Origin of the sequence: Acetobacter okinawensis (assembly GCF_002153655.1) — a bacterium.
In the GTDB taxonomy this organism is placed as follows: Bacteria; Pseudomonadota; Alphaproteobacteria; order Acetobacterales; family Acetobacteraceae; genus Acetobacter; species Acetobacter okinawensis_A.
In genome coordinates this window covers 1-26,270 of sequence record NZ_JOPJ01000001.1, presented here as the reverse complement: position 1 = coordinate 26,270, position 26,270 = coordinate 1, and the positions used below count along the sequence as shown (strand labels likewise).

Sequence of the window (26,270 nt, the reverse complement as noted above, 5' to 3'; positions counted from 1 at the left end):
GTTACAATAAGGAGGCCGTCTGTCCTCAGGCATGCAGGAAAATTCCGGAGCTTGGCGTCCGGTTCCGTGGTGTCTGGGGTGATCGGGGGAGTGGGCTGATGAGTGCAAAGTCCGGAGATTCCAAGAACACGCTGTATTGCTCGTTCTGTGGAAAGTCACAGCACGAAGTGCGCAAGCTTATTGCTGGCCCCACCGTGTTTATCTGCGATGAATGTGTTGAACTCTGCATGGATATTATCCGTGAAGAGAACAAGACCATGCAGGTCAAATCGCGCGAGGGTGTTCCTACTCCCAAGGAAATCTGCAAGGTTCTGGACGACTACGTTATTGGCCAGATGCAGGCCAAAAAGGTGCTCTCCGTAGCGGTGCATAACCACTACAAGCGTCTGTCGCAGGTGACCAAGGCTGGTGATGTGGAAATCGCCAAATCAAACATCCTGCTCATCGGGCCGACAGGCTCGGGTAAAACGCTGCTGGCCCAGACGCTGGCGCGTATTCTGGATGTGCCTTTTACAATGGCGGACGCCACAACCCTGACAGAAGCAGGGTATGTGGGGGAAGATGTCGAGAACATCATCCTCAAGCTGTTGCAGGCCTCTGACTACAACGTGGAACGCGCGCAGCGCGGGATTGTCTATATTGACGAAATCGACAAGATTTCCAAAAAGTCCGACAACCCCTCCATTACGCGTGACGTAAGCGGCGAGGGCGTGCAGCAGGCCCTGCTCAAGCTCATGGAAGGTACCGTTGCCTCGGTTCCTCCGCAGGGCGGGCGTAAACATCCGCAGCAGGAATTCCTGCAGGTGGATACGACCAACATGCTCTTTATCTGCGGTGGTGCGTTTGCAGGGCTGGACAAGATCATTTCTGCACGTGGCAAGGGCACGGGTATTGGCTTTGGTGCCGATGTCCGCTCCCTTGACGACCGGCGGATGGGGGAAATCCTCCATGATGTCGAGCCTGAAGATCTGATGAAGTTTGGCCTTATTCCCGAATTTATCGGGCGTCTGCCTGTGCTGGCAACGCTGGGTGATCTGGATGAGGCAGCTCTGATCCAGATCCTGACCGAGCCCAAAAATGCTCTGGTCAAACAGTACCAGCGCCTTTTCCAGATGGAAGATGTTGAGCTGTCCTTCACGGAGGATGCGCTCAAGGCCATTGCGGACAGGGCCATCGTGCGCAAGACGGGTGCCCGTGGGTTGCGCTCCATTCTGGAGAGTATTCTCATGTCCACCATGTTTGATCTGCCGGGACTTGATACGGTCGAGGAGGTTGTCGTCAACCGCGATGTGGCGGACGGCAAAGCCAGCCCGGTCTATGTTTATGGCAAGAAAAAAGACGTGCCAGCAGAGCAGTCTGCCTGAGGCAGGCTGGAGTTTTGAAGTAAGCAGCACGAATGGGTCACCTGTTCGTGCTGTTCTTGCCTCTGCCCTATTGTTCCGGGCTGTGGGCATAACAACATAAGAGAAACACAGGGGTACTCTTTGTGGGTACCTTCTTCAGTGCGGGGGTATGCCGTCAGACGGGTGCCCCGGCACCGATCGTCCTTATCGGGAGGTCATGACGATGGCTGATAACGAAAAACCGGCACCACGGCGCAGGCGCAAGAGCGATCAGGTTGCCCCGGTCGTGTCCGGGCAGTCTGCTTCTGCGGTTGAAGCAACGGCAGTAAAAACCGAACCCAAAAGCACACATGTGGCCGTTCTGCCACTGCGCGACATTGTGGTTTTCCCCCACATGATTGTGCCGCTGTTTGTCGGGCGGGAAAAGTCCGTGCGCGCACTGGACTCGGTCACCAAGGATGACCGGCATATTCTGCTGGTCGCCCAGAAAGATGCCGCGCAGGATGACCCAACACCGGATGATATTTACCGGGTTGGTACGCTCTCCACCATTTTGCAGTTGCTCAAGCTGCCCGACGGTACAGTCAAGGTGCTGGTCGAAGGGGTGCGCCGTGTGCGCGTGAAGGCGCTGCATGAAGTGAATGGCCACTTTGAGGCCGATATTGAGGAAATGCCAGCCGAAGCGGCCATAGGGCCGGAGGCTGAAGCACTGGGCCGTTCCATTGTGTCGCAGTTTGAGCAGTATATGAAGCTCAACAAGAAAATTGCGTCCGAGGTTCTGGTCTCACTGAACCAGATCAACGATCTGTCCAAGCTGGCGGATACGGTGACCAGCCATCTGTCGCTCAAGATTTCCGAAAAGCAGGAAATTCTGGAAGCACCCACGGTACAGGGGCAGCTGGAAAAGGTTTTTGGCCACATTGAAGCAGAAATTGACGTGCTTCAGGTGGAAAAGAAGATCCGCAACCGTGTCAAACGTCAGATGGAAAAGACACAGCGCGAGTACTATCTGAACGAGCAGCTTAAAGCCATTCAGAAAGAACTGGGCGAAGGCGAGGACGGTAAGGACGAAACTGCCGAAATTGAAGAGCGGATCGCCAAGACCAAGCTCTCCAAGGAAGCGCGGGAAAAAGCCCTGAGCGAGCTGAAAAAGCTGCGCGGCATGAGCATGATGTCTGCCGAGTCTGGGGTTGTGCGGAACTATCTGGACTGGATTTTGAGCATTCCGTGGAAAAAGCGGACCAAAGTGCGCCATGATCTGGCCGAAGCAGAAGGCGTTCTGGACGAGGACCACTACGGTCTGGAAAAGGTCAAGGAACGTATTTTAGAATATCTGGCTGTCCAGAGCCGTGCACAAAAGCTCAAAGGGCCGATTCTGTGCCTTGTCGGGCCACCGGGTGTGGGCAAGACTTCTCTCGCACGGTCCATTGCCAAGGCCACGGGGCGGCACTATGTGCGCATGTCCTTGGGCGGGGTGCGGGACGAAGCCGAAATCCGTGGGCACAGGCGCACCTATATTGGCTCCATGCCGGGCAAGATCATTCAGGGCATGAAAAAGGCGAAGGTCTCCAACCCGCTTTTCCTGCTCGATGAAATTGACAAGCTTGGCTCCGACTGGCGGGGTGACCCGGCATCGGCTCTGCTGGAGGTTCTGGACCCCGAGCAGAACGGCACGTTCGCGGACCATTATCTGGAAGTTGATTACGACCTGTCCGATGTCATGTTCGTAACAACGGCCAATAGTCTGGATATGCCCCAGCCGTTGCTGGATCGCATGGAGGTCATCCGCCTTTCCGGTTACACGGAGGACGAAAAGGTCGAGATTGCCAAGCGGCACCTCATCAGCAAGCAGGTGGAGGCGCATAACCTCAAGCCGGGCGAGTGGTCGATCAATGAGGAAGCCCTGCGCGATGTGATTCGTTACTACACGCGTGAGGCGGGTGTGCGTAACCTTGAGCGCGAACTGGCCAAGCTTGCCCGTAAGGCGGTCAAGGAGATCGTGACCGGCAAAGCCAAAAAGGTGGCGGTCACGGCCCGTAATCTGGAAAAATACGCAGGTGTGCAGCGCTTCCGCTACGGTGAGACCGAAGCCGAGGACATGGTTGGTGTTGTCACCGGGCTGGCCTGGACCGAAGTGGGCGGGGAAATCCTGACCATTGAGAGCGTTATGGTGCCGGGTAAGGGCGGAATCGTGGAGACCGGCAAGCTGGGCGACGTCATGAAGGAGAGCATCTCTGCTGCGTTCTCGTTTGTGCGGAGTCGGGCGACTAGCTTTGGAATCGTTCCTACCATTTTCGACAAGCGCAGTTTTCATGTGCATGTCCCCGAAGGCGCGACTCCTAAAGATGGACCATCGGCGGGCGTTGCCATGGTGACATCTCTGGTAAGTGTTCTGACGGGCATTCCCATCAGGCGTGATGTTGCCATGACGGGTGAAATCACGCTCAGGGGGCGTGTGCTTGCTATTGGCGGGCTTAAGGAAAAGCTGCTGGCGGCTGTTCGCTCTGGTATCCGCACGGTGTTTATTCCGCAGGAAAACGAGAAAGATCTGGCGGAAATTCCTGACAGCGTGAAGAAGAATCTGGAAATCGTACCCGTTTCGCATGTGGACGAAGTTCTGGCACGTGCGCTGGTCAGTCAGCCTACGCCGATTCACTGGGAAGACGTGCCGGATGCCGTGCCCGCGAATGGTGCCCAGACAGCCGTTCCCGTGCTGCCACATTAACCAAAATGCATGAGAAGACCGAAGTTTGCGTTTGCTTGGTTGACGTAAGAAAAAACGGCTTCATAGTGCGTTCAGGCAGCGGAGAGGCGGACGAAACCCGCCCGCCGCTCCTATGAATTGAAAGAAAGTGAAAGGCGTAAGATGGAGAAGCCGCTTAACAAGCAGGAGCTCGTCTCAGCAGTAGCAGAGGCCGTTGACCTGCCGAAGGCTAAGGCCGGAGAAGTGGTCGACGCCGTATTCGGTGCGATTGAAAAAGCTCTGTCCACAAAGCAGGAAGTGCGTCTGGTGGGCTTTGGCACATTTGTGACCGCAACCCGCAAGGCCGCCAAAGGCCGTAACCCCCGTACCGGCGAGGAAATTGATATTCCGGCTTCTACCTCTGTCCGCTTCAAACCGGGCAAGGCACTGAAGGACGCGGTAAGCAAATAATCCGCCTTTAGACTTTGATTTCAGAACGGCCGGCAATTTCTTTAAAAAAGGGGTTGCCGGCCGTTTTGTTTTGTGACACATAGGGCGCGGGCGATTAGCTTAGCGGTAGAGCATCTCGTTTACACCGAGAGGGTCGGCGGTTCGATCCCGTCATCGCCCACCATTCCCAACATTCTGTGTTGTGGTGCAGGATTTTAAAATCCTGCTTTTTGGCCCTGTGCTGCAAAAGCATGGTGCCATTTTTTTTCATCAAAAATTGTTACTCACAACAAAGTGGCCGTAACCAAACGCGTTCGTGCATGGTCGTCCGCATGCTGCGGGTCTAGGGTGACTGCATCAAACAGCTTGTTACAAGCTTTTCATGCGTGCGGGAATTTTCCATGCAGTCTGTTCTAGGCGACTATGCTCCGGTCCTGATCTTTGGTTGTGTTTCGGTCGTTATTGCGGCGGCAATGCTTGGTATGGCTTTGCTCTGCGGACACCAGAAGCCCTACCCAGAAAAACTCACAGCATACGAATGCGGGTTTGGACCTTTTGATGACACCAGACGCCGTTTTGACGTGCGCTTTTATCTGGTCGCCATTCTTTTCATTATTTTCGATCTGGAAGTCGCTTTTCTGTTCCCATGGGCCATTAGTCTGGGGCGGATCGGGCTGTTTGGTTTTTTATCCATGCTTGGTTTTCTGGCCGTGCTGGGGATCGGCTTTTTGTATGAATGGCGCAAAGGCGCGCTGGACTGGGATTGAGGAGAGGCCAGCATGACCACACATCACGATGAAAACGCCATTATGTGGAACAGGGAGGCTTTGCCCCCCGGCCCCGAGCAGGACGCAGTTGTCCGTGGCATTACCGGGGTTCTGGCAGAAAAAGGGTTTGTGGTTGCAAGCCTGGACAAGCTGGTTAACTGGGGGCGTACGGGTAGCTTGTGGCCCATGTCGTTCGGGCTGGCATGCTGTGCTGTGGAAATGATTCACGCTTACATGCCGCGCTATGATCTGGACCGTATGGGCATTATCCCCCGTGGGTCACCCCGTCAGTCAGACGTTATGATTGTGGCAGGCACACTGACCAACAAAATGGCTCCGGTTCTACGTCGTCTCTATGAGCAGATGGCTGAGCCGCGCTGGGTTATCTCCATGGGGTCATGTGCTAATGGTGGGGGGTATTACCATTACTCCTACTCTGTTGTGCGTGGGTGTGACCGTATTGTGCCGGTGGATGTGTACGTGCCCGGCTGCCCGCCTACGGCAGAAGCGCTGATCTACGGCATTATGCTGCTCCAGAAAAAAATTCGTCGGACAGGGACCATTCTCCGTGGCTGATATTTCTGTAAATCCAATGCAGGCTAGGCTCGAAGGGCAGTTATGCTCTTTGGCGTTTACATTCCTCTCAACCCAGCCGCATGTCTCTTACGCAGCGGTGGAGAAGGGGGAGTTGGTGGTGCATACAACACGTTCGCATCTTCTGGCGTTTCTGACTCTTTTGCGTGATGACCCGCGTTATCGGTTTGAGCAGTTGATGGACTTGTGTGGTGTGGATTTTCCCGCCCGCGCAGAGCGGTTTGACGTGGTCTATAACCTGCTGTCCGTGACCTATAACCGGCGTATCCGCGTGGTGGTGACGACTGATGAGTATGGTGCGGTGCCATCGGTGCATCATCTGTGGCCCTGTGCGACCTGGTGGGAGCGGGAATGTTATGACCTGTTCGGGGTTTTGTTCTCCGGTCAGCCTGATTTGCGTCGCATCCTCACTGATAACGGGTTTGAAGGCCATCCGCTGCGCAAGGACTTCCCACTGACGGGGTATGAGGAGGTCCGCTACGACGTGGAGCGTAGGCAGGTTGTTAAGGAACCTGTTTCGTTAACACAGGATTTTCGTGATTTTGATTTTGTTTCCCCGTGGGAAGGTATGCTGACCCTACCGGGAGACGAAAAAGCACACGAGGTCCGGCAGGGTATGAAGAGGTCTGGCTGATGACCGAGCAGAAAAACACACCATCCCTCGCGTTTGCCCAAACTGTCCCGCAAGAGGATATTCCTCAAAGCCTTTTGCCAGAACAGCAGGCGCTTGAAATTGAAAACAGGGTTGTCGAAATTGACTCCCATGCTCTTAATTTTGGGCCTCAGCATCCATCAGCGCATGGTGTGCTGCGTCTTGTGCTTGAGATGGAAGGCGAGCTTGTCGCCCGTGCCGTCCCCCATATAGGACTTTTGCACCGGGGTACGGAAAAGCTGATTGAATACAAGACGTATCAAAAAGCCCTGCCATATTTTGACCGTCTGGATTATGTCTCCCCCATGTGCGAGGAGCAGGCTTTTGCTCTGGCCACGGAAAAACTTCTGGGGATTGATATTCCAGAGCGCGCCAAATGGCTGCGCGTCATGTTTGCGGAAATTACCCGCATTCTTAACCATATTCTCAATCTGACCGCCATGGGGCTGGATTGTGGTGCGGTAACGCCAGCTTTGTGGGGCTATGAAGAGCGCGAAAAACTTCTGGAGTTTTATGAAGCTGCATCCGGTGCGCGCTTTCATGCCAACTATTTTCGCCCCGGTGGTGTTGCGCGTGACATACCCACCAGTCTGGAAGACAGGATTGGGGTGTGGGCCAGAGAGTTCCCATCGTGGATTGATGAGCTTGAAGGTCTGCTGACTGAAAACAGGATATGGAAACAGCGCACGGTCGGTATTGGTGTTTTTACAACCGAACAGGCTCTGGCATGGGGGTTTAGTGGCCCGTGCCTGCGTGCTTCTGGCGTTCCATGGGATTTAAGGCGCAACCAGCCATATGATAATTATCATAAGGTTGATTTTAAGGTGCCAGTCACACGTCAAGGTGATTCCTACGATCGTTATCTGATCCGTGTTGCGGAAATGCGTGAAAGTGTCAGGATTATTGAGCAATGCCTGAGCCAGATGCAGGCGGGTGACATCAAGGTGCAGGACCCCAAGTTCAGCCCGCCGCCCAGAGCGGAAATGAAGCGGTCCATGGAAGCCCTGATCCATCACTTCAAGCTTTTTAGCGAGGGTTATCACGTTCCTGCGGGCTCAACCTACACGGCGGTGGAAAGTCCTAAGGGAGAATTTGGCGTCTATCTTGTGGCCGATGGCAGCAACAGGCCGTATCGCTGCAAAATCCGTCCGACGGGATTTGCACATCTACAGGCCATAGATGAGCTTTCGCGGCGCGGTATGCTGGCCGACATGGTGGCTATTATCGGGTCGCTTGATCTTGTGTTTGGAGAAGTCGATCGATGAGCACAGTCTGGACCCCGGCAGAACAGCCGGACAGCTTTGTTTTCGATGCCGCATCGGAAGAGGAAATTGCTGGTGTTCTCAGCAAGTATCCGCAAGAGCGCAAGGCAAGTGCCGTTATGCCACTGCTGTATATCGCGCAACGCCAGATGGGGCGTGTAACGGGGAGCGCCTGGGTGCCCGTAGTCGCCATGGACGTTATTGCCCAGCGCCTGGATATGGCCGCCATGCGGGTTTATGAAGTCGCATCGTTTTACACCATGTTCAACACGCGCCCCATCGGGCGTTACCATTTGCAGGTTTGCACCACCACGCCCTGTTGGCTGCGTGGGTCGGATGACGTGGTGGAGGCCTGCCAGAAAGCGACAGGTATCCAGCATTTTGGTGGCACCAGTGCTGATGGTCTTTTTACCATGACAGAGGTGGAATGTCTTGGGGCCTGCGCCAATGCGCCAATCCTGCAAGTTGATGATGATTACTATGAAGATATGAATGCCGAACGCACGCAGGCCGTTATAGCCGAGTTGAGGGCAGGGCGGCGGCCAGAGCCCGGACCGACTGTTAACCGTAGTGTTTCGGCTCCACTGGGTGGGCGCAAGACATTGCTGCCATCTTCCACGGTGGAACAGGAATAGGAGAGACGGCCATGCTGGCTGACAAGGACCGGATCTTCACCAATCTGTATGGTCAGAATGACTGGCGGCTGGAGGCCGCACGCAAGCGGGGTGACTGGAGCAACACGGCAGAAATTCTTGCCAGAGGCCGCGATACCATTATTGCACAAATGAAGGCCTCTGGCCTGCGTGGGCGAGGTGGTGCGGGCTTCCCTACCGGGTTGAAGTGGTCCTTCATGCCCAAACAGTCCGATGGACGGCCGCATTATCTGGTGATCAACGGGGATGAGTCCGAGCCCGGTACCTGCAAGGACCGCGAGGTCATGCGCCATGAGCCGCACAAACTGATAGAAAGTGCGCTGATCGCATCTTTTGCGATGGGGGCTCATGCATCCTATATCTATATTCGTGGGGAGTTTTTCCGAGAAGCCGAGCGTTTGCAGGCGGCTATTGACGAGGCTTACGCAGCAGGTCTGCTCGGGAAAAATGCAGCTGGCAGCGGATGGGATTTTGATTTTCGTATCCACCGTGGCGCGGGTGCCTATATCTGCGGTGAAGAAACGGCCTTGCTGGAAAGTCTTGAAGGTAAAAAAGGCCAGCCCCGCATGAAGCCGCCATTCCCTGCCGGGGTAGGGCTTTATGGCTGCCCCACAACTGTAAACAATGTGGAGAGCATTGCCGTTACGTCCACCATTTTGCGGCGTGGAGCCGAGTGGTTTGCGGGGCTTGGTCGTCCCAACAATGCGGGCTCCAAGCTCATGGCCATATCGGGCCATGTCAACACACCCTGTGTGTTTGAGGAAGAATTGGGCGTGCCGCTCAGGGATATTATTGAAAAACACGGTGGTGGTGTGCGCGGTGGGTGGGACAACCTGCTGGCGGTTATTCCGGGTGGCTGTTCCGTACCGCTATTGCCAAAAGCTGTGTGTGAGACTGTTCTTATGGATTATGACAGCCTGCGCGCCGAACGCTCAGGCCTTGGCACAGCCTGCATGATTGTTATGGACAGATCGACCGATATTATAAAAGCGATCGCCCGGTTCTCAAAGTTTTTCAAGCATGAAAGCTGTGGGCAGTGCACCCCCTGCCGTGAAGGAACGGGCTGGATGATGCGCATGATGGACCGCATGGTTCAGGGCCGCGCGGATATTGAGGAAATAGATCTGCTGGAGCAGGTCACCCGGCAGGTGGAAGGGCATACGATCTGTGCGCTGGGGGATGCAGCGGCATGGCCCATACAGGGGCTTATCCGGCATTTTCGCCCAGAAATGGAAGCACGTATCCGCCAGTACAAGGCGGCGTATGGCAGCACCGGGCTGGTGCAGGTGCCCGCCGGTGGCGTTCCGGCAGCAGTGGAGTAACGGCAATGGTGAGGGTAATAGTTGACGGCACGCCAGTAGACGTTCCTCCCGGTTCCAGCGCGTTGCAGGCCTGCGAGGCGGCGGGTAAGGAAATTCCGCGCTTTTGTTACCACGAGCGCCTGTCTGTTGCGGGGAATTGCCGCATGTGTCTGGTGGAAGTGGCGCGTGCACCCAAGCCTGTTGCCTCCTGCGGTTTTCCTGTGGCTGATGGCATGCAGATTTTTACGGACACCGAGATGGTGCGCCGCGCCCGCCGGGCTGTTATGGAATTCCTACTGATCAACCACCCGCTGGATTGCCCGATCTGCGATCAGGGTGGGGAGTGCGACCTGCAGGATCAGGCCTATGGGTATGGGTCTGGTATTTCGCGTTACAAGGAAGATAAACGGGCGGTCACGGACAAGGATCTGGGGCCACTGGTCAAAACGGTTATGACGCGCTGCATCCAGTGCACGCGGTGTGTGCGCTTTAGTACGGAAGTGGCCGGCACACCCGAACTCGGGCTTGTCTCCCGCGGGGAGAATGCTGAAATCACCACCTATGTGGAAAAAGCCCTGACATCCGAACTCTCCGGTAATCTGATTGATGTCTGCCCCGTTGGTGCCCTTACAGCCAAGCCCGCTGCGTTCCATGCCCGGTCATGGGAATATAAAAAGACCGACAGCATTGATGTCATGGACGCGCTGGGCACCAATATTCAGGTCCAGGCCCGTGGGGGGGAAGTCATGCGGATTGTCCCCCGCGTGAATGATGAGGTCAACGAAGAATGGCTGTCTGATAAAGGACGTTTTTCCATTGATGGACTCAAGCGTAAGCGGCTGGATAGGCCGTGGGTCAGGGTGCATGGAAAACTGTCTTCCGTATCATGGAAAGATGCGCTGATCGCTCTGGCCCGTCGGTTTGACGGTGTGCCGGGTGATAAGATCGGGGCCATAGCGGGTGATCTGTGTGATGCAGAAAGCCTGTGTGCAATAAAAGACCTTTTGCAAGGTATGGGGTCATCCAATCTGGACTGTCGGCAGGACGGTGCGTGGTATGATACCTCAAGCCGTTCCGGCTACCTGTTCAACAGCGATATAAGCGGGATTGATCAGGCCGATGCGCTGTTGCTGGTTGGCACCATGCCCCGGCATGAAGCGCCGGTGCTCAATGCGCGTATCCGCAAACGGTTTGTCGACGCAGGACGTGGGGGCTTCCCCATTGGCATGATCGGCACGCCAACGGCGGATATGACCTATGATGTGAGCGTGCTAGGCAGCGGGCCGGATACACTGGCTGAGCTGCTGGACGGGCAACATGCGTTTGCCGAAGTTTTGAAAAACGCCAAAAAGCCCATGATTATTCTGGGCCATGCGGCCCTGACCCGGCGGGATGCTCCAGCCATTTATGCTGCCTGCCGTGATCTTGCACATGCCTGTGGCGCCATAACGCCGCAGTGGCAGGGTTTGAACATTCTGCACACGGCGGCGTCACGCGTCGGGGCGCTGGACCTTGGGTTTGTACCCGGCCCCCATGGGTGTGATGCAGCCAGTATGCTCCGTGGCGGGGTGGAAATCCTGTGGTTGCTGGGGGCAGATGAGGTGCAGCTGGACCGCATTCCGCCGGAAACATTTGTGGTGTATCTGGGCCATCATGGGGATGCAGCGGCCAAGCGGGCCGATATTATCCTCCCCGGTGCGGCCTATACCGAAAAAGCGGGAACATACGTCAACACCGCAGGGCGGGTGCAGCGCGCATTCCGCGCCGTGTTCGCTCCGGGGGAAGCGCGGGAAGACTGGCGGATTATCCGGGCTTTTTCCGAGGTGGTAGGCCATACCCTGCCGTATGACACGCTGGAAGAACTGCGTGCCCATATGGCGCAGATCAATCCTGTTTTTGCCTGTGGCAACACGGCTGTTCCGCTTCTGGTCGGTGAGCAGGAAAGTGGGGCAACACCTGCCAGTGTGCGCGATGGCACGCTTATGGCAACGCCTTTGCGACCTGTTGTTCAGGACTATTACCAGACCAACACCATAAGCCGCGCCAGCCAGACCATGGCTGAGTGCTCAAGGGTTTATGGCAAGGCACCTGCGGTGGCGGCGGAGTAAGGGCAATGGCATATTTTTTCTACCAAACCCTTGCGGGCCAGATCCTGCTGATGCTGCTGGAAACACTGGCGGTGCTGGTGCCCCTGCTGATTGGCGTTGCCTACCTGACCCTGATGGAACGCAAGGTCATGGCGGCCATGCAGCAACGGCGCGGCCCCAATGTGAATGGACCATTCGGTCTGTTGCAGGCCTTTGCAGACGCGATCAAGATGATTGTGAAGGAAACGGTTATCCCGGCAGGGGCCAACCGGGCCTTGTTCCTGTTCGCACCGTTTTTGACCTTTTCGCTCGCCATGGCCGCCTGGGCCGTTATTCCAACGGGTAACGGGCTGGCGGTGGCCAACATCAATGTTGGCATTCTCTACCTGCTCGCCATGTCTTCCCTTGGGGTTTATGGCATGCTCATTGCGGGCTGGGCATCCAACTCACGTTATGCGTTTTTGGGCGGTTTGCGCTCGGCAGCGCAGATGGTCTCCTACGAGGTGTCCATCGGGCTGGTGATCGTGTCGGTCCTGCTCGCGGTTGGTAGCCTTAACCTGAACGATATTGTGCTGGCGCAACGGCACATATGGTTCTGTGTGCCGATGTTCCCGATGTTCATCGTGTTTTTTATCTCCGCGTTGGCGGAAACCAACCGTGCCCCGTTTGACTTGCCCGAAGGGGAGAGTGAACTGGTTGCAGGCTTTTTTGTAGAATATTCATCGCTCGCCTTCGGCCTGTTCTTTCTGGGCGAATACGCGAACATGATCCTTATGTCCTCCATGGTCAGCATTCTGTTCCTTGGTGGGTGGCTGCCCCCGCTGGGTATTGCGCCACTGACATGGGTACCCGGCCCGCTGTGGCTGATTTTTAAAATCCTGTTCTGTCTGTTTGTCTTTATCTGGGTGCGCGCGACGTTCCCGCGTTACCGATACGATCAGTTGATGCGGCTTGGATGGAAGGTGTTCTTGCCGTTCTCTTTACTGTGGATGATCGGTACGGCTGGCTTTCTTATGGCAACAGGTCTGCTGCCCCATATGGGAGGGGTGAATTGATGAGCGCTCTTGGCACCACATTGCGGTCTTTCCTGCTCAAGGAACTGGCGGCGGGCATGGTTTCCACATTCCGTATGATGTTCAAGCCCAAGGTCACGCTGAACTATCCGTATGAGAAAGGTCCGTTGTCCCACCGGTTCAGGGGTGAGCACGCTCTGCGGCGCTACCCCAACGGGGAGGAGCGCTGCATTGCCTGCAAACTGTGCGAGGCCACGTGCCCGGCTGAGGCCATTACCATTGAGGCCGAAGAGCGTGATGACGGGTCGCGCCGCACCACGCGGTATGACATTGACATGACCAAATGCATCTATTGTGGACTGTGCGAGGAAGCCTGCCCCGTAGATGCAATTGTTGAAGGCCCCAACTACGAATTTGCTACGGAAACCCGCGAAGAGCTGATGTACGACAAAGGCAAGCTCCTTGCGAACGGAGATCGCTGGGAGTCTCTGCTGGCACGGAGGCTCGAACTTGATGCGCCGTATCGCTGAGCAGATGCAGACCACGTCAGGGCAGGAGGTTGGCCAATGATGGCACAGCTCGTTTTTTATGTTTTTGCGGCAGTGCTGCTGCTTTCGGCCGCCATGGTCATTAGTGCCCGCAATCCCGTTCATGCGGTGTTGTTCCTCATTCTGGGCTTTTTTAACGCTGCGGGGCTGTTTCTGGTCGCGGGGGCCGAGTTTTTGGCCATGCTTCTGGTCATTGTTTACGTCGGGGCGGTAGCGGTTCTCTTCCTGTTTGTGGTGATGATGCTGGATATAGACTTCAGTCGCCTGCGCGAGGGGTTCCAGCGTTATGCGCCTCTGGGCCTGTGCATCGGGGGTGTGCTGCTGGCTGAACTGCTCATGGCCTTTAGCAACTGGCGCATGGCGCCTGCGGGTGTGGTCGCGCCTTTGGCGGTGGACCCGGCGCTGACCAATACAGCCGCTCTGGGTACGGTTATTTACACGCATTATGTGCTGCTTTTTCAGGCCTGCGGGCTTGTCCTGCTGGTCGCCATGATCGGGGCGATCGTGCTGACGCTGCGCAGCACCGCAACTGGCCGCCGCCAGAACATTGGTCGGCAGCATGCACGCACACGTGAAGAAACGCTGGAGCTGGTTAATCTGCCACTTGGCGAAAATGTGTTTGAACAGGGCGGTTTCCTGCGCCCCAAAGGCTCCTATTACGAAATTGCGGTTCCCGGCTCCTATGGTGCGGGTGAGCCGGATAAGACGGAAACCGAGGAGAAAGGCGCATGAACCCGGCAATCGCGTCTGTGGGGCTTGGACCTTACCTGTTTGTTAGTGCTGCACTTCTGGTTCTGGGGGTGTTTGGCATTTTTCTGAACCGTAAGAACATTATTGTTCTGCTCATGTCCATGGAGCTGATCCTGCTTTCGGCCAACCTTAATCTGGTGGCATTTTCCTCGGCTCACGGGGACCTGTCGGGGCAGGTCATGGTGCTGTTCGTACTGACCATTGCAGCGGCAGAAGCGGCCATCGGGCTTGCTATTGTTACGGTCTACTTCCGTAACCGCGGCTCCATCCAGGTCGAAGACGTGACGATGATGAAGGGATGAGCAGCGTTATGCAAACAGAACTCAACCTGTTTTCCGTTGCCGTGCTTGCTCCCATGGCGGGGGCTGTTGTCGCGGGGCTTGGCGGGCGGTTTATGGGCGATGCTCTCGCCAAGGTTGTAACCATAGCCTGTATGGCAGTTGCGGCCCTATGTGGTGTGGGCGCTCTGTGCGGTGCGTGGCAGAGTGGTTTTCCGCACGCCAGCGTGCCATTGGCGCAATGGGTGCACGCTGGTGGGTTTGACGCCACATGGACCCTGCGGTTTGACACGCTCTCCGTTACCATGGTGGCCATGGTGCTTGTGGTGTCCCTGCTCGTGCATTGCTACAGCATTGGCTACATGAGCCACGAGAGCATGCCGACCTATCGGTTCTTCTCCTATCTGTCGCTGTTTACTTTTGCCATGCTTATGCTGGTTTCTTCCAATGACCTGATCCAGCTCTTTTTTGGCTGGGAGGGTGTGGGCCTGGCCAGTTATCTGCTGATCGGTTACTGGTATGACCGCCCGGCGGCCACGGCAGCGGCTATCAAGGCATTTGTGGTCAACCGCGTGGCGGATCTGTTTTTTATTGTCGGCATCGGGCTGATCTACGTTCTGTTCCACACAGTGCAGTATGATGCCGTGTTTGCAGCCGTGCCAGATGTGCTGAACGTGCCTTATACCATATGCGGCGTATCCATCCGTATGCTGGAGGTCATCTGCTTCCTGTTGTTTGTGGGTGCTATGGGCAAGTCGGCCCAGTTGTTCCTGCACACATGGCTACCGGATGCGATGGAAGGGCCAACGCCTGTATCGGCCCTGATCCACGCTGCAACCATGGTAACCGCAGGTGTGTTTTTGATGGCGCGCATGTCTCCCTTACTGGAGTTTGCCCCCGGCACACGCTGCTTTGTTATTCTGATTGGCGCTACAACCTGCTTTTTTGCGGCAACCGTTGGCATGGTGCAGCCAGACATCAAGCGGACCATTGCCTATTCCACCTGCTCGCAGCTTGGCTATATGTTTGCAGCCGTTGGGGTGGGGGCGTATCAGGCTGCTGTCTTCCATCTGACCACGCATGCTTTTTTCAAGGCACTTCTGTTTTTGGCCGCAGGCTCCGTCATTCATGCCATGCACGACGAGCAGAACATGTTCCGCATGGGGGGCTTATGGAAAAAACTGCCCGTAACCTATGTGGTTATGTGGCTGGGCAGTCTGGCGCTGGCCGGGGTTTATCCGTTTGCCGGATACTGGTCCAAAGATGCCATTCTGAATGCGTTGTGGGCGTCCGATGCTTCCTACAGCCATTATGCATGGGCCTTGGGCAGTATTACGGCTTTTCTGACAGCGTTTTATAGCTGGAGACTGCTGTTTCTGGTTTTTCATGGCACACCGCATGACGCTCATGCACATGATGGCGCGCATGAAAGCCCGGCAGTCATGACCGTGCCGTTACTGGTGTTGTCCGTGGGGGCGGTTGTGGCAGGCGTGGCGCTGGCGCCATACTACATTGGTGCACATCAGGGGGCGTTCTGGAACGGCGCTATCGTTAATGCGCCTACCAACCACATTATGGAAGCGTTTGAGCACGTGCCGTCCCTGATCGCCCTGTTGCCCAGCATTGCCGGGCTTGCGGGGATTGCGCTGGCCTTTGTCCTGTATGTGCGTGCACCGCAGGTGCCAGCGGCGCTCGCCCGTAGCTTTGGGCCAATCTACCGCTTCTTGCTCAATAAATGGTATTTTGACGAGCTGTACGACAGGATTTTCGTGCGTCCCTATGCAGCGCTGGCACGTGTGCTGTGGAAAGGGGCGGACGAAGGTGTTGTGGAAGGTCTGCCGCTGGACATCGTGCGTGCCACGCATGACAGCGCGTTGCAGGCTGTCAGGCTCCAGAGCGGCTCCATTGCCATTTACGCCTTTACCATGCTGGCAGGGCTTGTGGTGCTGCTGACTGTTGCGCTGTGCGGGTGATTTAACATGACCAACGCCACCATTCCGACCTTGTTCTCTTTCTATCCTCAGCGGAGTGCCGCGCGATGAGTGTGACAGTGTTCAACTGGGCTGTGGCCCTGCCCGAAATTGTTCTTGCTGTATCGGGTATCATCATTCTTGTAGCTGGTGTGCTCTGCAAAAAGGGGGAAGGCTTTTTTCCCGCTGCCATACTCAGCCTTGCTGCGTTTGTGCTCTGTGGTTTTCTGGTTGTGCTTGCGCCTTCAGGGGCAGGGTATGCCGCAACATTTGTGAATGACGGTTTTGCCCGGTTTATGAAGGAGCTTATTCTGGCGGGCGGCTTTGTGGCTGTGGCCCTGAGTGTAAGCTACCGCACGCCTGAGCGGCAGTCCCTGCCGTTTGAGACGCCGGTGCTCATGCTGTTCTCCACACTGGGGGCCATGCTTATGGCGTCCTCGGCCAATTTGATGACATTGTTTGTCGGGCTGGAACTGTCTTCCCTCTCCATTTACATCCTGTGTGCGGTGGAGCGGGACAATGTCCTCTCCTCCGAGGCGGGGATGAAGTATTTTATTCTGGGGTCTTTGGCATCTGGCCTGCTGCTTTATGGCATTTCGCTCGTTTACGGGTATGCGGGCACCATGGAGTATAGTGGGCTGGTTGAGGCCGTGCGTGCTTCCGGGCTGCCCCCCATGGGGCTGGTTGTTGGTATTGTGTTTGTTGTTGTGGGGTTGTGCTTCAAGCTCTCCGCTGTGCCATTCCATATGTGGACGCCCGATGTTTATCAGGGCGCTCCCACACCGGTTACAGCTTACATGGCTGGTGCACCCAAGTTTGCGGCGTTTGCGCTGTTCCTGCGTGTTATGGCGGGGCCGTTCGGCTCGGTTGCTCCACGCTGGCAGATACTGATTGAGGCGGTATCTGTGCTGTCTATGGTCTATGGTGCTTTTGCGGCAATCCCGCAGACCAATATCAAGCGGCTGATGGCCTATTCCTCCATCGGGCATATGGGGTACGCCATGATGGGGCTTGCAGCGGCCAGCACCGCAGGCATACAGGCCACACTGATTTATCTTGCCGCCTATTTTGTGATGAATGCCGGTGTTTTTGCAGGCATTACCGCCATGCGGCGGAACGGGCGGGAGGTCAATTCCATTGCCGACCTTGCCGGACTAGGCCGCACCGATCCGGGTATGGCGCTTGCTCTGGCTATTTTCATGTTCAGCATGGTGGGAGCGCCACCACTTGCCGGTTTTTTTGGCAAGTTCATGGTTTTTGCAGCTGCGTGGCAATCTGGTCTTTACGTGCTGGTCAGCATTGGCGCATTGTCCAGCATAGTCGGAGCCTATTATTATCTGCGGGTTGTGAAAGTTATGTATTTTGATGCGCCAGCGCCTACGCTGGACCGGCCGGCTCCCAGCCTGCTGTTTGTGTCGGGCGGGATGGGTGTTGCCACTGTTGTTTTTGCCATCATGCTTGGCCCACTTATGTCGGTTGCGCATCAGGCGGCCCTAGCTCTGGCGGGATGAGCGGGCAAAGTGATGTCTGGCGGCTGACCTGTTTTGATGAGCTGCCATCGACCTCCGACTATTGCCTGAATGTCTGCCGCACGGAGGAAGATGTTACAGGGCTTGCTGTGCTGGCCCGCCGCCAGACCAAAGGGCGCGGCAGCCGTGGCCGGAGCTGGCTGGACGGAGGGCAGGGGCTTGCGTTGAGCGTTGTGCAGGCTGGGGCGCAGGCCGGGCCGGATGCTCTGGGGGGCTGGCCCTTTGTCGCCTCTCTGGGGTTTTACGATGGGCTGTTGCGCGCTGTTCCCGCTGCACAGGGCCACCTGACGATCAAATGGCCAAATGATATTCTGCTGGACGGGCGGAAAATGGGGGGAATCCTCATTGAGCGGGAAGGCGATTATGTTCTTGTGGGGCTTGGGGCCAATCTGGCGGCGGCTCCCCAGCAAAGCCAGCTGGAGCGGCCAGTAGCCTGTCTGGCGCAATGTGGCATGGTCCCGGATGTGGAAATTGTGGCCCGCCATGTGCTTGATGGGCTAGCCCTGTGGTGCAGGCAATGGCGGCAAAAAGGGTTTGCCCCCATCCGTAATGCCTGGCTGGAAAGGGCGCATCCTTTGGGGACCCCCCTTGTCGTTCAGGGCGGGACTACTTATGAGAAGGGGCTGTTTGCTGGGCTGGCCGAAGACGGGCGCCTGCTGCTGGATACGGAACGTGGAATGAAGACAATCGCAACAGGGGATATTCTGCTTATGGAAAAGGGCGCGTAGGAGTGCTACTTGTCATAGACGCAGGGAATACCAATGTTGTGTTTGCCGTGCATGATGGTGAGAAGTGGCGTGGTGTCTGGCGTATTACCATGCAGCCTCAGCGCACGTCGGATGAATATGGTGTGTGGTTGCAGGCACTGCTCAGAACACAGGGCCTGACACCGGATGATGTTGAGGGTGCGGTCATTGGCACGGTGGTGCCTGCCGCACTGTACCATCTACGCACTTTGTGCCGCCAGTGGTTTGCGGTGGAACCTCTACTGGCCTCGGCCCGGCTGGACTGGGGGTTTGCCATCAAGATGGATAACCCTGATGAGGTCGGGGTAGACCGCCTGCTCAACGGGCTTGCCGCGCATTACACCTATGGTGGCCCGCTGACGGTGATCGATTTTGGAACAGCCACCACGTTTGATGTGGTGGATCAGGAGGGAAGCTACTGCGGTGGTGTTATTGCGCCCGGCATCAATCTGTCGGTCGAGGCATTGCATCAGGCAGCAGCAAGGCTTCCACGTATTGGCATTGGCCGTCCGGTGGGGGAATCCGCCATCGGGCGGAATACGGTTGCCGCCATGCGCTCAGGTGTGTTCTGGGGGTATGTAGGGTTGATCGAGGGGATCGTTGAGAGGATCCGCCGTGAAGTGGGGCCTTCCATGAAGGTGCTCGCAACTGGCGGTCTGGCTCCGCTCTTCTCGGAAGGGACGACGGTTTTTGACCATGTGGATTCAATGCTGACCCTCAATGGGTTGCGCTTGCTGGCGGGGAGGAACCCCCTGCCGAAACTGACAGTAGAACGAGATTTTTTGGCTGAAGGATAATCGGATAATATGACAGAACAGAACGGCGATCTGGCCTTTCTGCCCTTGGGTGGAACGGGTGAGATCGGCATGAACCTCAACCTGTATCGTCAGGGTGATACATGGCTGGCAATTGATTGCGGTATTGGCTTTAGCGGGAATGATACGCCAGAGGCAGAAATTCTGGTGCCAGACCCCGCCTTTATTGTTGAGCGCAGGAACAAGCTGGCCGGGCTGGTTATTACCCATGCCCATGAAGACCATATTGGTGCTGTGGCCCATGTCTGGCCCATGTTGCAATGCCCCGTTTACGTAACGCCATTTGCAAGTGCCGTACTGCGCCGCAAGCTGGCAGAAGCCCGCCTGATGGATGTGCCTATCCGCGTGATCATGCCCGGTGCGCGCTTTAACGTCGGGCCGTTTGACATCGAGTTCGTGCCGGTCACGCATTCCGTGCCCGAGGCGCAGTCCATGGTGCTGCGCACTCCTGCGGGTATTGTGGTCCACACAGGCGACTGGAAATTTGACCCCGAACCACTGGTCGGCCCCGCAACGGACCTGAACCGTCTGGCCGAAATTGGCGAGGAAGGTGTTCTGGCGCTGGTGTGCGACAGCACGAATGTCATGAAGCCCGGCCCCTCACGCTCCGAATCCGAAGTGCGCGTGAGCATGACCGAACTGGTCGCAAGCCTTAAGGGCCGCATTGCCGTGACCTGCTTTGCTTCCAACGTGGCGCGGGTGGAAACCATTGCCATGGCTGCGCAGGCAGCGGGGCGTACGGTTGTGCTGGTCGGGCGCTCGCTGCGCAATCTGGATACGGCTGCGCGCGAATGCGGGTACCTCTCCGGTGTGCTGCCGTTCCTGAGCGAGCAGGATGTGAATGATGTGCCAGATGACCAGCTGCTCATGATCATCACGGGCAGTCAGGGTGAGCCGCGGTCTGCCCTGTCGCGTATTTCCATGGACGTGCACCCCAATATTTCCCTCGGGGAAGGGGATACGGTCATTTATTCCAGCCGCATGATTCCGGGCAATGAGCGGGCAATCATGGGTGTGCAGGACAATCTGGCCAAGCGCGGTGTGCGGGTGATTACCGACCGCGAACATTTTGTACATGTGTCCGGCCATGCCACAGGTGGCGATGTGCAGAAGATGTATGAACTGCTCAAGCCCCAGCATGTTGTGCCGGTGCATGGCGAATGGCGGCACCTGACCGCCCAGGCCGCTCTGGCGCAGGAAATGGGGATTGCCCCCATTCTGCTTGAAGATGGTGATATCCTGCGTCTGTCCCCCGGTAAGCTGGAGGTGGTCGATACTGCCCCGACCGGCCGTCTGGCGCTTGATGGCAACCGCCTGCTGCCCATGAATGGTGGCGTGCTGGCTGCGCGGCGCAAGATGCTGTTCAACGGCATTGTCATTGGCAGCTTTGCCGTGGATGACGAAGGCTTTGTAATTGGTGACCCCAAGGTCAGCGCGCCCGGCCTGCTGGACCCCGATGACCTTGAAAGCGTGCGGGTGCGTGAAGAGTTTGCCAACGCGCTGGATGTTATTCCCGACGAGTTGCGCAATGAGGACAGCGCCTTCCGCGAGGCTGCCAAAACAGCCCTGCGCCGTGCTCTTGGCCGCAAGCTGCAAAAGCGTCCGCTGGTGGACGTGCACGTGCTCCGCGTCTAAGCGCACAGGTTAACGCCAGAAAGCAAGAGAGCCCGGTTCTGCCGGGTTTTCTTTTGTTCGGGGCTGTTTTACAGCTCAATGACAGACAACACAGGCTGCCTCTCTTTTGCCGGAGGTCTGCCCTTACACAAGGCTGAATGCACATGCGTCTTTCGCGCAGCTTTCTTCCCACTCTCAAGGAAAATCCGGCAGAGGCGCAAATCGTCTCTCACAGGCTCATGCTCCGTGCTGGACTGATCCGCCAGACGGCTTCGGGTATTTATGCATGGCTGCCCGCCGGGCTTAAGGTGCTGCGCAACATCAGTCAGATCGTGCGTGAAGAGCAGGACCGGGTCGATGCGCAGGAAGTGCTGATGCCAACCCTGCAATCCGCCGACCTGTGGCGCCGCTCCGGTCGTTACGATGCCTATGGGCCGGAAATGCTGCGTATTCAGGACCGCCACAAGCGTGAACTGCTCTACGGGCCGACCAATGAGGAAATGGTGACCGACCTGTTCGGGCAGACGGTCAAATCCTACAAGGATCTGCCTCAGGTTCTGTACCACATCCAATGGAAGTTCCGGGACGAGATGCGCCCCCGCTTTGGCGTGATGCGTGGCCGCGAATTCCTGATGAAGGACGCCTACAGCTTTGATGTGGACTATGCATCGGCTGTTGCAACCTACCGGCGCATGATGCTGGCCTACCTGCGCACCTTCCAGCGTTTGGGGGTGCGCGCTGTACCCATGCGGGCCGATACGGGGCCGATCGGGGGCGAACTCAGCCACGAATTCCTGATTCTGGCCCCAACGGGTGAGAGCGGCGTGTTCTATGACGCAGCGCTGGAAGATCAGGACTGGCTGGACGAGCCGGTGGATACCAACAGCGCAGAGGCGCTGGAAGCCTTCTTTAACCGCGTGACCACCCCTTATGCGGCCACGGACGAAATGCATGACGTCACCGCATGGGACGGCGTGCCAGATGACCGCAAGCGCGAGGGGCGCGGGGTGGAAGTCGGGCATATTTTCTACTTTGGCACCAAATACACGCAGGCTATGGACGTAAGCGTAAGCGGTGCTGATGGCGCACAGTTCTACCCAGAAATGGGGTCTTACGGGATTGGCGTCTCCCGCCTTGCCGGGGCCATTATTGAAGCCTGCCACGATGAAAACGGCATTATCTGGCCAGATTCCGTGGCGCCTTTCCGCGCTGCCATTTTGAACCTGAAGTCGGGTGATGCGGTGTGCGATGCGGTGTGCGAGCAGATTTACGCCAAAGCGCCAGAGGCATTTTTGTACGATGACCGGGCAGAGCGTGCTGGTGTGAAGTTTGCGGATGCCGACCTTATGGGGCACCCATGGCAGATTGTTGTTGGCCCCCGCAGTGCAAAGGAAGGGCGTGTAGAGCTCAAACGCCGTGCAACGGGTGAGCGGCAGGAGCTGAGCGTGGACGAAGCGCTGGCTCTGGTTCTGGCAGGCTGATAACCATGTTTGGTCCATTCGAGCGTGCCGTGGCTGGCCGCTACCTTCGCGCGCGGCGCGGGGAGCGGTTTGTCTCCATCATCGCCATATTTTCGTTGGTCGGCATTGCCTTGGGCGTTGCCACGCTGATTATTGTCATGGCGGTGATGAATGGCTTTCAGGCCGATCTGATGGGCCGCATTCTGGGGTTGAATGGCGACCTGACCATTTATGGCGCAGGTCGTACCATCTCCCAGTATGAGGATGTGGCGCAGGAGGTCCGCAGTGTTCCCGATGTGCTGAGTGCTACCCCCATTATAGAGGGGCAGGTGCTGCTCAGTGCTGGGGGGTACAGTGCCGGTGGCGTGGTGCATGGCATTACGGCGCAGGGGCTGAAGGACCTTAAGGCTGTGAGTTCCTCCCTTGTTGCAGGCTCGCTGGACCAGTTTGGTCAGGGGGATGACTCCATTGTGGTGGGTGTGACCATGGCCGAGCGGGCCGGGCTGTATATTGGCTCACGCCTGACATTGGTCTCACCCGAGGGGGCTGCAACGGCTTTTGGCACGGTGCCGCGTGTGCGCTCCTACCGTGTCAGTGCCATATTTGATGCCGGGGTAAACGACTATAATTCCAGCGTGGTGTTCCTGCCCATGCACGCGGCCCAGATCTATTTTCAGATGCCGGGTAAAGTGACGCAGATTCAGGTCGCCACCAAAGATGCGCAGCATGTGCGCATGGTCACGCAGGCCATTACCAGAACGGTAGATGACCCCGGTCTGCGGGTGCTGGACTGGACTACCGCCAACAACGCTCTGTTCGGGGCTGTTCAGGTGGAGCAGAACGTCATGTTCCTGATCCTGACCCTGATTATTGTTGTGGCCGCGTTCAATGTCATTTCCTCGCTGATTATGATGGTCAAGGATAAAACGGCGGATATTGCCGTGCTGCGCACCATTGGGGCCAGCCGTGGTGCCATCATGCGTATTTTTCTGATGTGTGGCGCATCGGTGGGGGTTACCGGCACGGTTGCGGGAACAGCCCTTGGCATTGTGTTCTGCATGAACATCGAGCGTATTCGCCAGTTGTTGCAAAGCCTGACGGGTACAAACCTGTTCAACCCGGAAGTGTATTACCTTGAACACCTGCCAGCCAAGCTGGAATGGGGGCAGGTCGGGGAGGTCATAGGCATGGCGCTTCTGCTTTCGCTTCTGGCAACATTGTATCCGGCATGGCGTGCAGCCAGAACAGACCCGGTCGAGGCGCTCCGTCATGAGTAATAGCGTTGTGTTACGCCTTGATGGCGTGCAAAAAACCTACCGCAGTGGGGAGCATGATGTGCTGCCTATTTTGCAAGGCGCCGATTTTACCCTGCATGCGGGGGAAATTGTGGCCCTTGTTGCGCCATCGGGCACGGGTAAATCCACCTTACTGCATCTGGCGGGACTGCTGGATACGCCAGATGCGGGTGATATTATGATTGGCGGACAATCGACCAGAACCATGGCGGATGCCGGGCGCACTGCCCTGCGGCGTGATGAGATCGGGTTTGTCTACCAGTTCCACCATCTGCTGGGGGAGTTCACCGCGCGGGAAAATGTGGTTCTGCCGCAAATGATTGCAGGCGTGTCCAAACGGGCGGCCAAACAGGAGGCCGAGCGTCTGCTCGGCATGTTTGGTCTGGCGCACCGGGTTGATCACCTGCCGGGCAAGTTATCGGGCGGGGAGCAGCAGCGCGTGGCCATTGCCCGTGCGCTGGCCAATGCCCCATCGCTCCTGCTGGCGGATGAGCCGACGGGTAACCTTGATGTGCATACGGCAGATGCCGTGTTCACCGAACTGCTTGACGCGGTGCGCAAGCGCGGTCTGGCCGCACTGGTTGCCACGCATAACGAAGAACTGCTGCCCCGCATGGACAGGGTTGTGACCCTGCGTGACGGCCTGCTGGTTCCGCGGTAAGATAAAAGTCTCCACCCTGCCATGGCGGGGTGGAGCATAAGTATGGAGCTGCTCAGGCGGGCAGCAGGGCGCGCTCTACTGCATTGCGTACACGTGCCGATGTTGGTGGTGTAATGCTGGAAAACCACGCAACAGGCTGGCCGTTACGCCCGATCAGATACTTGAAAAAATTCCATCTTGGCCGTGCCAGAAAACCAAGCTCCGCATCCAGCCAGCCAAAAAGCGGTATGGCCTCCTGCCCCCTGACCACGCTACGCGCTGCCATGGGAAAACTCACACCATAGTTTTTCTGGCAGAATGCCCCGATTTCTTCCGATGTGCCGGGTTCCTGCTGGCCAAAATCATTGCTGGGAACGCCAATTACCACCAGCCCGGCTTTATGGAACTGTGTCCACAGCGCCTGCAGGCCTTCGTATTGTGGGGTAAAACCACATTTGGAGGCGGTATTCACAATCAGGATGGGTTGTCCCCTGTAGGCACTCAGGTCAATGGTGGTGCCATCCAGTGCGGGTAGGGTAAAATCGTATATGTTTGTAGCCAAGGTGCTGCCCTCTTGCTGCTTTTGTGGCAGGAAAGACATCCTGTGTAGCGCACCACAAGAGAAGGAGCGAGATGTTATGAAGTCTGCAAGTAGTGGGTGGAAGCCTGCTGCCCTGTTGCGGGTTCTTGTGCCAGACTTCCACCACATCTTGTGCGCGGCAAGATCGTGTTCTGCTTTTTGTTGTTCATTATGTTGAACTCGATCCCGTATGTGGAATATGAAGATATGAGCCCCTCCTGTCAACATGGAAAATAAGAATAACATGTCCAAATCGCAGGATACGGTTCCCGCTCTTCGCCGGGCCGTTCGCATTCTTGATATGGTCAAGGACGCCGCCAAACCGCCTCTGGCGGCAGACGTGGCCAGACAGCTTGATTTACCGCGCAGTACAGCGCACGGCCTGTTGGCTGTGATGCAGGAATTAGGTTTGCTGGAAAAAACGGTTACTCAAGGCTACCGGCTGGGCACACGGCTGCTCGACTGGGCCGGAGACGTTACAGAAAAACGTGATCTGGTGAGTGAGTTCTACCACGTGCTGGAGACTCGCACGGATGTGGAGGCCTTTACTGTAACCCTTACCATGCTGGAGGGGGCCGAGGTTGTTTATGTGGCCTGCCGTAACAGCGCCACCGTGCTTGGGGCGTCCTTTAGGGTAGGTATGCGCCTGCCTGCCATATTTACGGCAACAGGTAATGCCATTTTGGCTGGTATGGATGATGCCTCCTTCCGGGAGTGGCTGGCGCTGCACCCGGTTACGACATGGCCCCAGCCGCTGACACCCAACGGCATCTGTTCGGTAACAACACTGGTCCGTGAAATTGGTGAAATCAAGGAGCGCGGCTACGCCGTGGACGATGAGCAGGTGCACGACGGGCTGTGGTGTTTTGGTGCGGCTGTTAAAGACCACTCCGGGCGGGCACTGGCAGGAATCGGGATTAGCCTGCCTCAGGCGGAACTGGGGCGGTACAGTGTTGAACGTCTTGGGGCTGTTGCCGCACGGCTGGCGGAGGCAGTCTCTTTCCGCCTGGGCTACCGTGTAGGGTAGGCATTTTGAGTATGGGCGGATGGGATAGACGTATGCATTTTGCCAGTGATCTGGCGGCCGGAATAAGCCAGAAAAACACACGCCGCAGGGGGCTGAGGGGGCTTGCCCTGAGTGCACGGATCGGATTGCTCCCCATAGCATTCTGGGCCACGGCACAGCAGGCCACGGCACAGCAGGCCACGGCACAGCAGGCCACGGCACAGCAGGCCACGG

The 26,270-nt window shown here is 57.0% G+C and carries 25 protein-coding genes and 1 tRNA gene; 25 read left to right on the top strand and 1 reads right to left on the bottom strand.

Features of this window, described 5'->3' with window-relative positions:
• Positions 1-98: 98 nt before the first annotated feature.
• The 23 genes from clpX (at position 99) to HK26_RS00020 (ending at position 24,471) form a co-directional block, all read left to right on the top strand.
• Entirely contained in the window at positions 99-1,364 is a 1,266-nt protein-coding gene (gene clpX / locus HK26_RS00130; RefSeq protein WP_086637934.1) for an ATP-dependent Clp protease ATP-binding subunit ClpX, read from the top strand.
• Between the two features lie 202 nt (positions 1,365-1,566).
• Complete coding sequence (gene lon, locus HK26_RS00125) at positions 1,567-4,068, top strand: endopeptidase La (protein WP_086637933.1); 2,502 nt, start codon at positions 1,567-1,569, stop codon at positions 4,066-4,068.
• A gap of 141 nt (positions 4,069-4,209) precedes the next feature.
• Positions 4,210-4,497, top strand: coding sequence for an HU family DNA-binding protein (locus HK26_RS00120; protein WP_086637932.1), 288 nt, complete (start codon positions 4,210-4,212; stop codon positions 4,495-4,497).
• An 88-nt stretch (positions 4,498-4,585) separates the two neighbouring features.
• Positions 4,586-4,660, top strand: a tRNA-Val gene (locus tag HK26_RS00115).
• Positions 4,661-4,877: 217 nt separating this feature from the next.
• Positions 4,878-5,243 (top strand): NADH-quinone oxidoreductase subunit A, encoded by a 366-nt coding sequence (locus HK26_RS00110; protein WP_086638022.1) that lies wholly within the window; start codon positions 4,878-4,880, stop codon positions 5,241-5,243.
• Positions 5,244-5,255: 12 nt separating this feature from the next.
• On the top strand, positions 5,256-5,819 hold the full coding sequence (locus HK26_RS00105) for a NuoB/complex I 20 kDa subunit family protein (protein ID WP_025826157.1): 564 nt from the start codon (positions 5,256-5,258) through the stop codon (positions 5,817-5,819).
• Entirely contained in the window at positions 5,812-6,471 is a 660-nt protein-coding gene (locus HK26_RS00100) for an NADH-quinone oxidoreductase subunit C (RefSeq protein WP_180539209.1), read from the top strand. Before HK26_RS00105 ends, HK26_RS00100 begins: the two co-directional genes overlap by 8 nt.
• Positions 6,471-7,754, top strand: coding sequence for an NADH-quinone oxidoreductase subunit D (locus HK26_RS00095; protein WP_086637930.1), 1,284 nt, complete (start codon positions 6,471-6,473; stop codon positions 7,752-7,754). Before HK26_RS00100 ends, HK26_RS00095 begins: the two co-directional genes overlap by 1 nt.
• On the top strand, positions 7,751-8,386 hold the full coding sequence (locus tag HK26_RS00090) for a complex I 24 kDa subunit family protein (RefSeq protein ID WP_086637929.1): 636 nt from the start codon (positions 7,751-7,753) through the stop codon (positions 8,384-8,386). The genes HK26_RS00095 and HK26_RS00090 overlap by 4 nt, the downstream gene beginning before the upstream one ends.
• 11 nt (positions 8,387-8,397) lie before the next feature.
• The gene (gene nuoF, locus HK26_RS00085) at positions 8,398-9,726 is read left to right on the top strand and encodes an NADH-quinone oxidoreductase subunit NuoF (protein ID WP_086637928.1); all 1,329 of its coding nucleotides are present in this window, start codon (positions 8,398-8,400) and stop codon (positions 9,724-9,726) included.
• A 5-nt stretch (positions 9,727-9,731) separates the two neighbouring features.
• A complete protein-coding gene (nuoG, locus tag HK26_RS00080) occupies positions 9,732-11,813 on the top strand; it encodes an NADH-quinone oxidoreductase subunit NuoG (protein WP_086637927.1) in 2,082 nt (693 codons plus the stop codon).
• A gap of 5 nt (positions 11,814-11,818) precedes the next feature.
• Entirely contained in the window at positions 11,819-12,847 is a 1,029-nt protein-coding gene (gene nuoH, locus HK26_RS00075) for an NADH-quinone oxidoreductase subunit NuoH (RefSeq protein ID WP_086637926.1), read from the top strand.
• Entirely contained in the window at positions 12,847-13,335 is a 489-nt protein-coding gene (gene nuoI, locus HK26_RS00070) for an NADH-quinone oxidoreductase subunit NuoI (RefSeq protein ID WP_025826166.1), read from the top strand. The genes nuoH and nuoI overlap by 1 nt, the downstream gene beginning before the upstream one ends.
• Before the next feature lie 36 nt (positions 13,336-13,371).
• Positions 13,372-14,085 carry an NADH-quinone oxidoreductase subunit J gene (locus HK26_RS00065; protein ID WP_086637925.1) on the top strand — a complete coding sequence of 238 codons (714 nt, stop codon included), beginning with the start codon at positions 13,372-13,374 and terminating at the stop codon, positions 14,083-14,085.
• Entirely contained in the window at positions 14,082-14,405 is a 324-nt protein-coding gene (gene nuoK / locus HK26_RS00060; RefSeq protein WP_035371974.1) for an NADH-quinone oxidoreductase subunit NuoK, read from the top strand. The genes HK26_RS00065 and nuoK overlap by 4 nt, the downstream gene beginning before the upstream one ends.
• An 8-nt stretch (positions 14,406-14,413) precedes the next feature.
• Positions 14,414-16,354 (top strand): NADH-quinone oxidoreductase subunit L, encoded by a 1,941-nt coding sequence (gene nuoL / locus HK26_RS00055; protein ID WP_086638021.1) that lies wholly within the window; start codon positions 14,414-14,416, stop codon positions 16,352-16,354.
• Positions 16,355-16,419: 65 nt separating this feature from the next.
• On the top strand, positions 16,420-17,862 hold the full coding sequence (gene nuoN, locus HK26_RS00050; RefSeq protein WP_086637924.1) for an NADH-quinone oxidoreductase subunit NuoN: 1,443 nt from the start codon (positions 16,420-16,422) through the stop codon (positions 17,860-17,862).
• Complete coding sequence (locus HK26_RS00045; protein WP_086637923.1) at positions 17,859-18,608, top strand: biotin--[acetyl-CoA-carboxylase] ligase; 750 nt, start codon at positions 17,859-17,861, stop codon at positions 18,606-18,608. The genes nuoN and HK26_RS00045 overlap by 4 nt, the downstream gene beginning before the upstream one ends.
• Positions 18,609-18,610: 2 nt before the next feature.
• Entirely contained in the window at positions 18,611-19,423 is an 813-nt protein-coding gene (locus HK26_RS00040) for a type III pantothenate kinase (protein ID WP_086637922.1), read from the top strand.
• A 9-nt stretch (positions 19,424-19,432) separates the two neighbouring features.
• On the top strand, positions 19,433-21,076 hold the full coding sequence (locus HK26_RS00035) for a ribonuclease J (protein ID WP_086637921.1): 1,644 nt from the start codon (positions 19,433-19,435) through the stop codon (positions 21,074-21,076).
• A 143-nt stretch (positions 21,077-21,219) separates the two neighbouring features.
• Positions 21,220-22,536: a proline--tRNA ligase gene (gene proS, locus HK26_RS00030; protein WP_086637920.1), complete on the top strand. Its 1,317-nt coding sequence runs from the start codon at positions 21,220-21,222 to the stop codon at positions 22,534-22,536.
• 5 nt (positions 22,537-22,541) lie between these two features.
• Positions 22,542-23,792 carry a lipoprotein-releasing ABC transporter permease subunit gene (locus tag HK26_RS00025; RefSeq protein WP_086637919.1) on the top strand — a complete coding sequence of 417 codons (1,251 nt, stop codon included), beginning with the start codon at positions 22,542-22,544 and terminating at the stop codon, positions 23,790-23,792.
• Positions 23,785-24,471 carry an ABC transporter ATP-binding protein gene (locus HK26_RS00020; RefSeq protein ID WP_086637918.1) on the top strand — a complete coding sequence of 229 codons (687 nt, stop codon included), beginning with the start codon at positions 23,785-23,787 and terminating at the stop codon, positions 24,469-24,471. Before HK26_RS00025 ends, HK26_RS00020 begins: the two co-directional genes overlap by 8 nt.
• 52 nt (positions 24,472-24,523) lie before the next feature.
• Here HK26_RS00020 and HK26_RS00015 read toward each other — a convergent pair whose 3' ends face one another.
• Positions 24,524-25,012 (bottom strand): glutathione peroxidase, encoded by a 489-nt coding sequence (locus HK26_RS00015; RefSeq protein ID WP_307772202.1) that lies wholly within the window; start codon positions 25,010-25,012, stop codon positions 24,524-24,526.
• A 262-nt stretch (positions 25,013-25,274) separates the two neighbouring features.
• Between HK26_RS00015 and HK26_RS00010 the strand changes: the two genes are divergently transcribed.
• The gene (locus HK26_RS00010) at positions 25,275-26,057 is read left to right on the top strand and encodes an IclR family transcriptional regulator (RefSeq protein WP_086637916.1); all 783 of its coding nucleotides are present in this window, start codon (positions 25,275-25,277) and stop codon (positions 26,055-26,057) included.
• A 32-nt stretch (positions 26,058-26,089) separates the two neighbouring features.
• Positions 26,090-26,270: hypothetical protein (locus HK26_RS00005; protein WP_143296256.1), on the top strand; the 181-nt coding region annotated here is incomplete at its 3' end.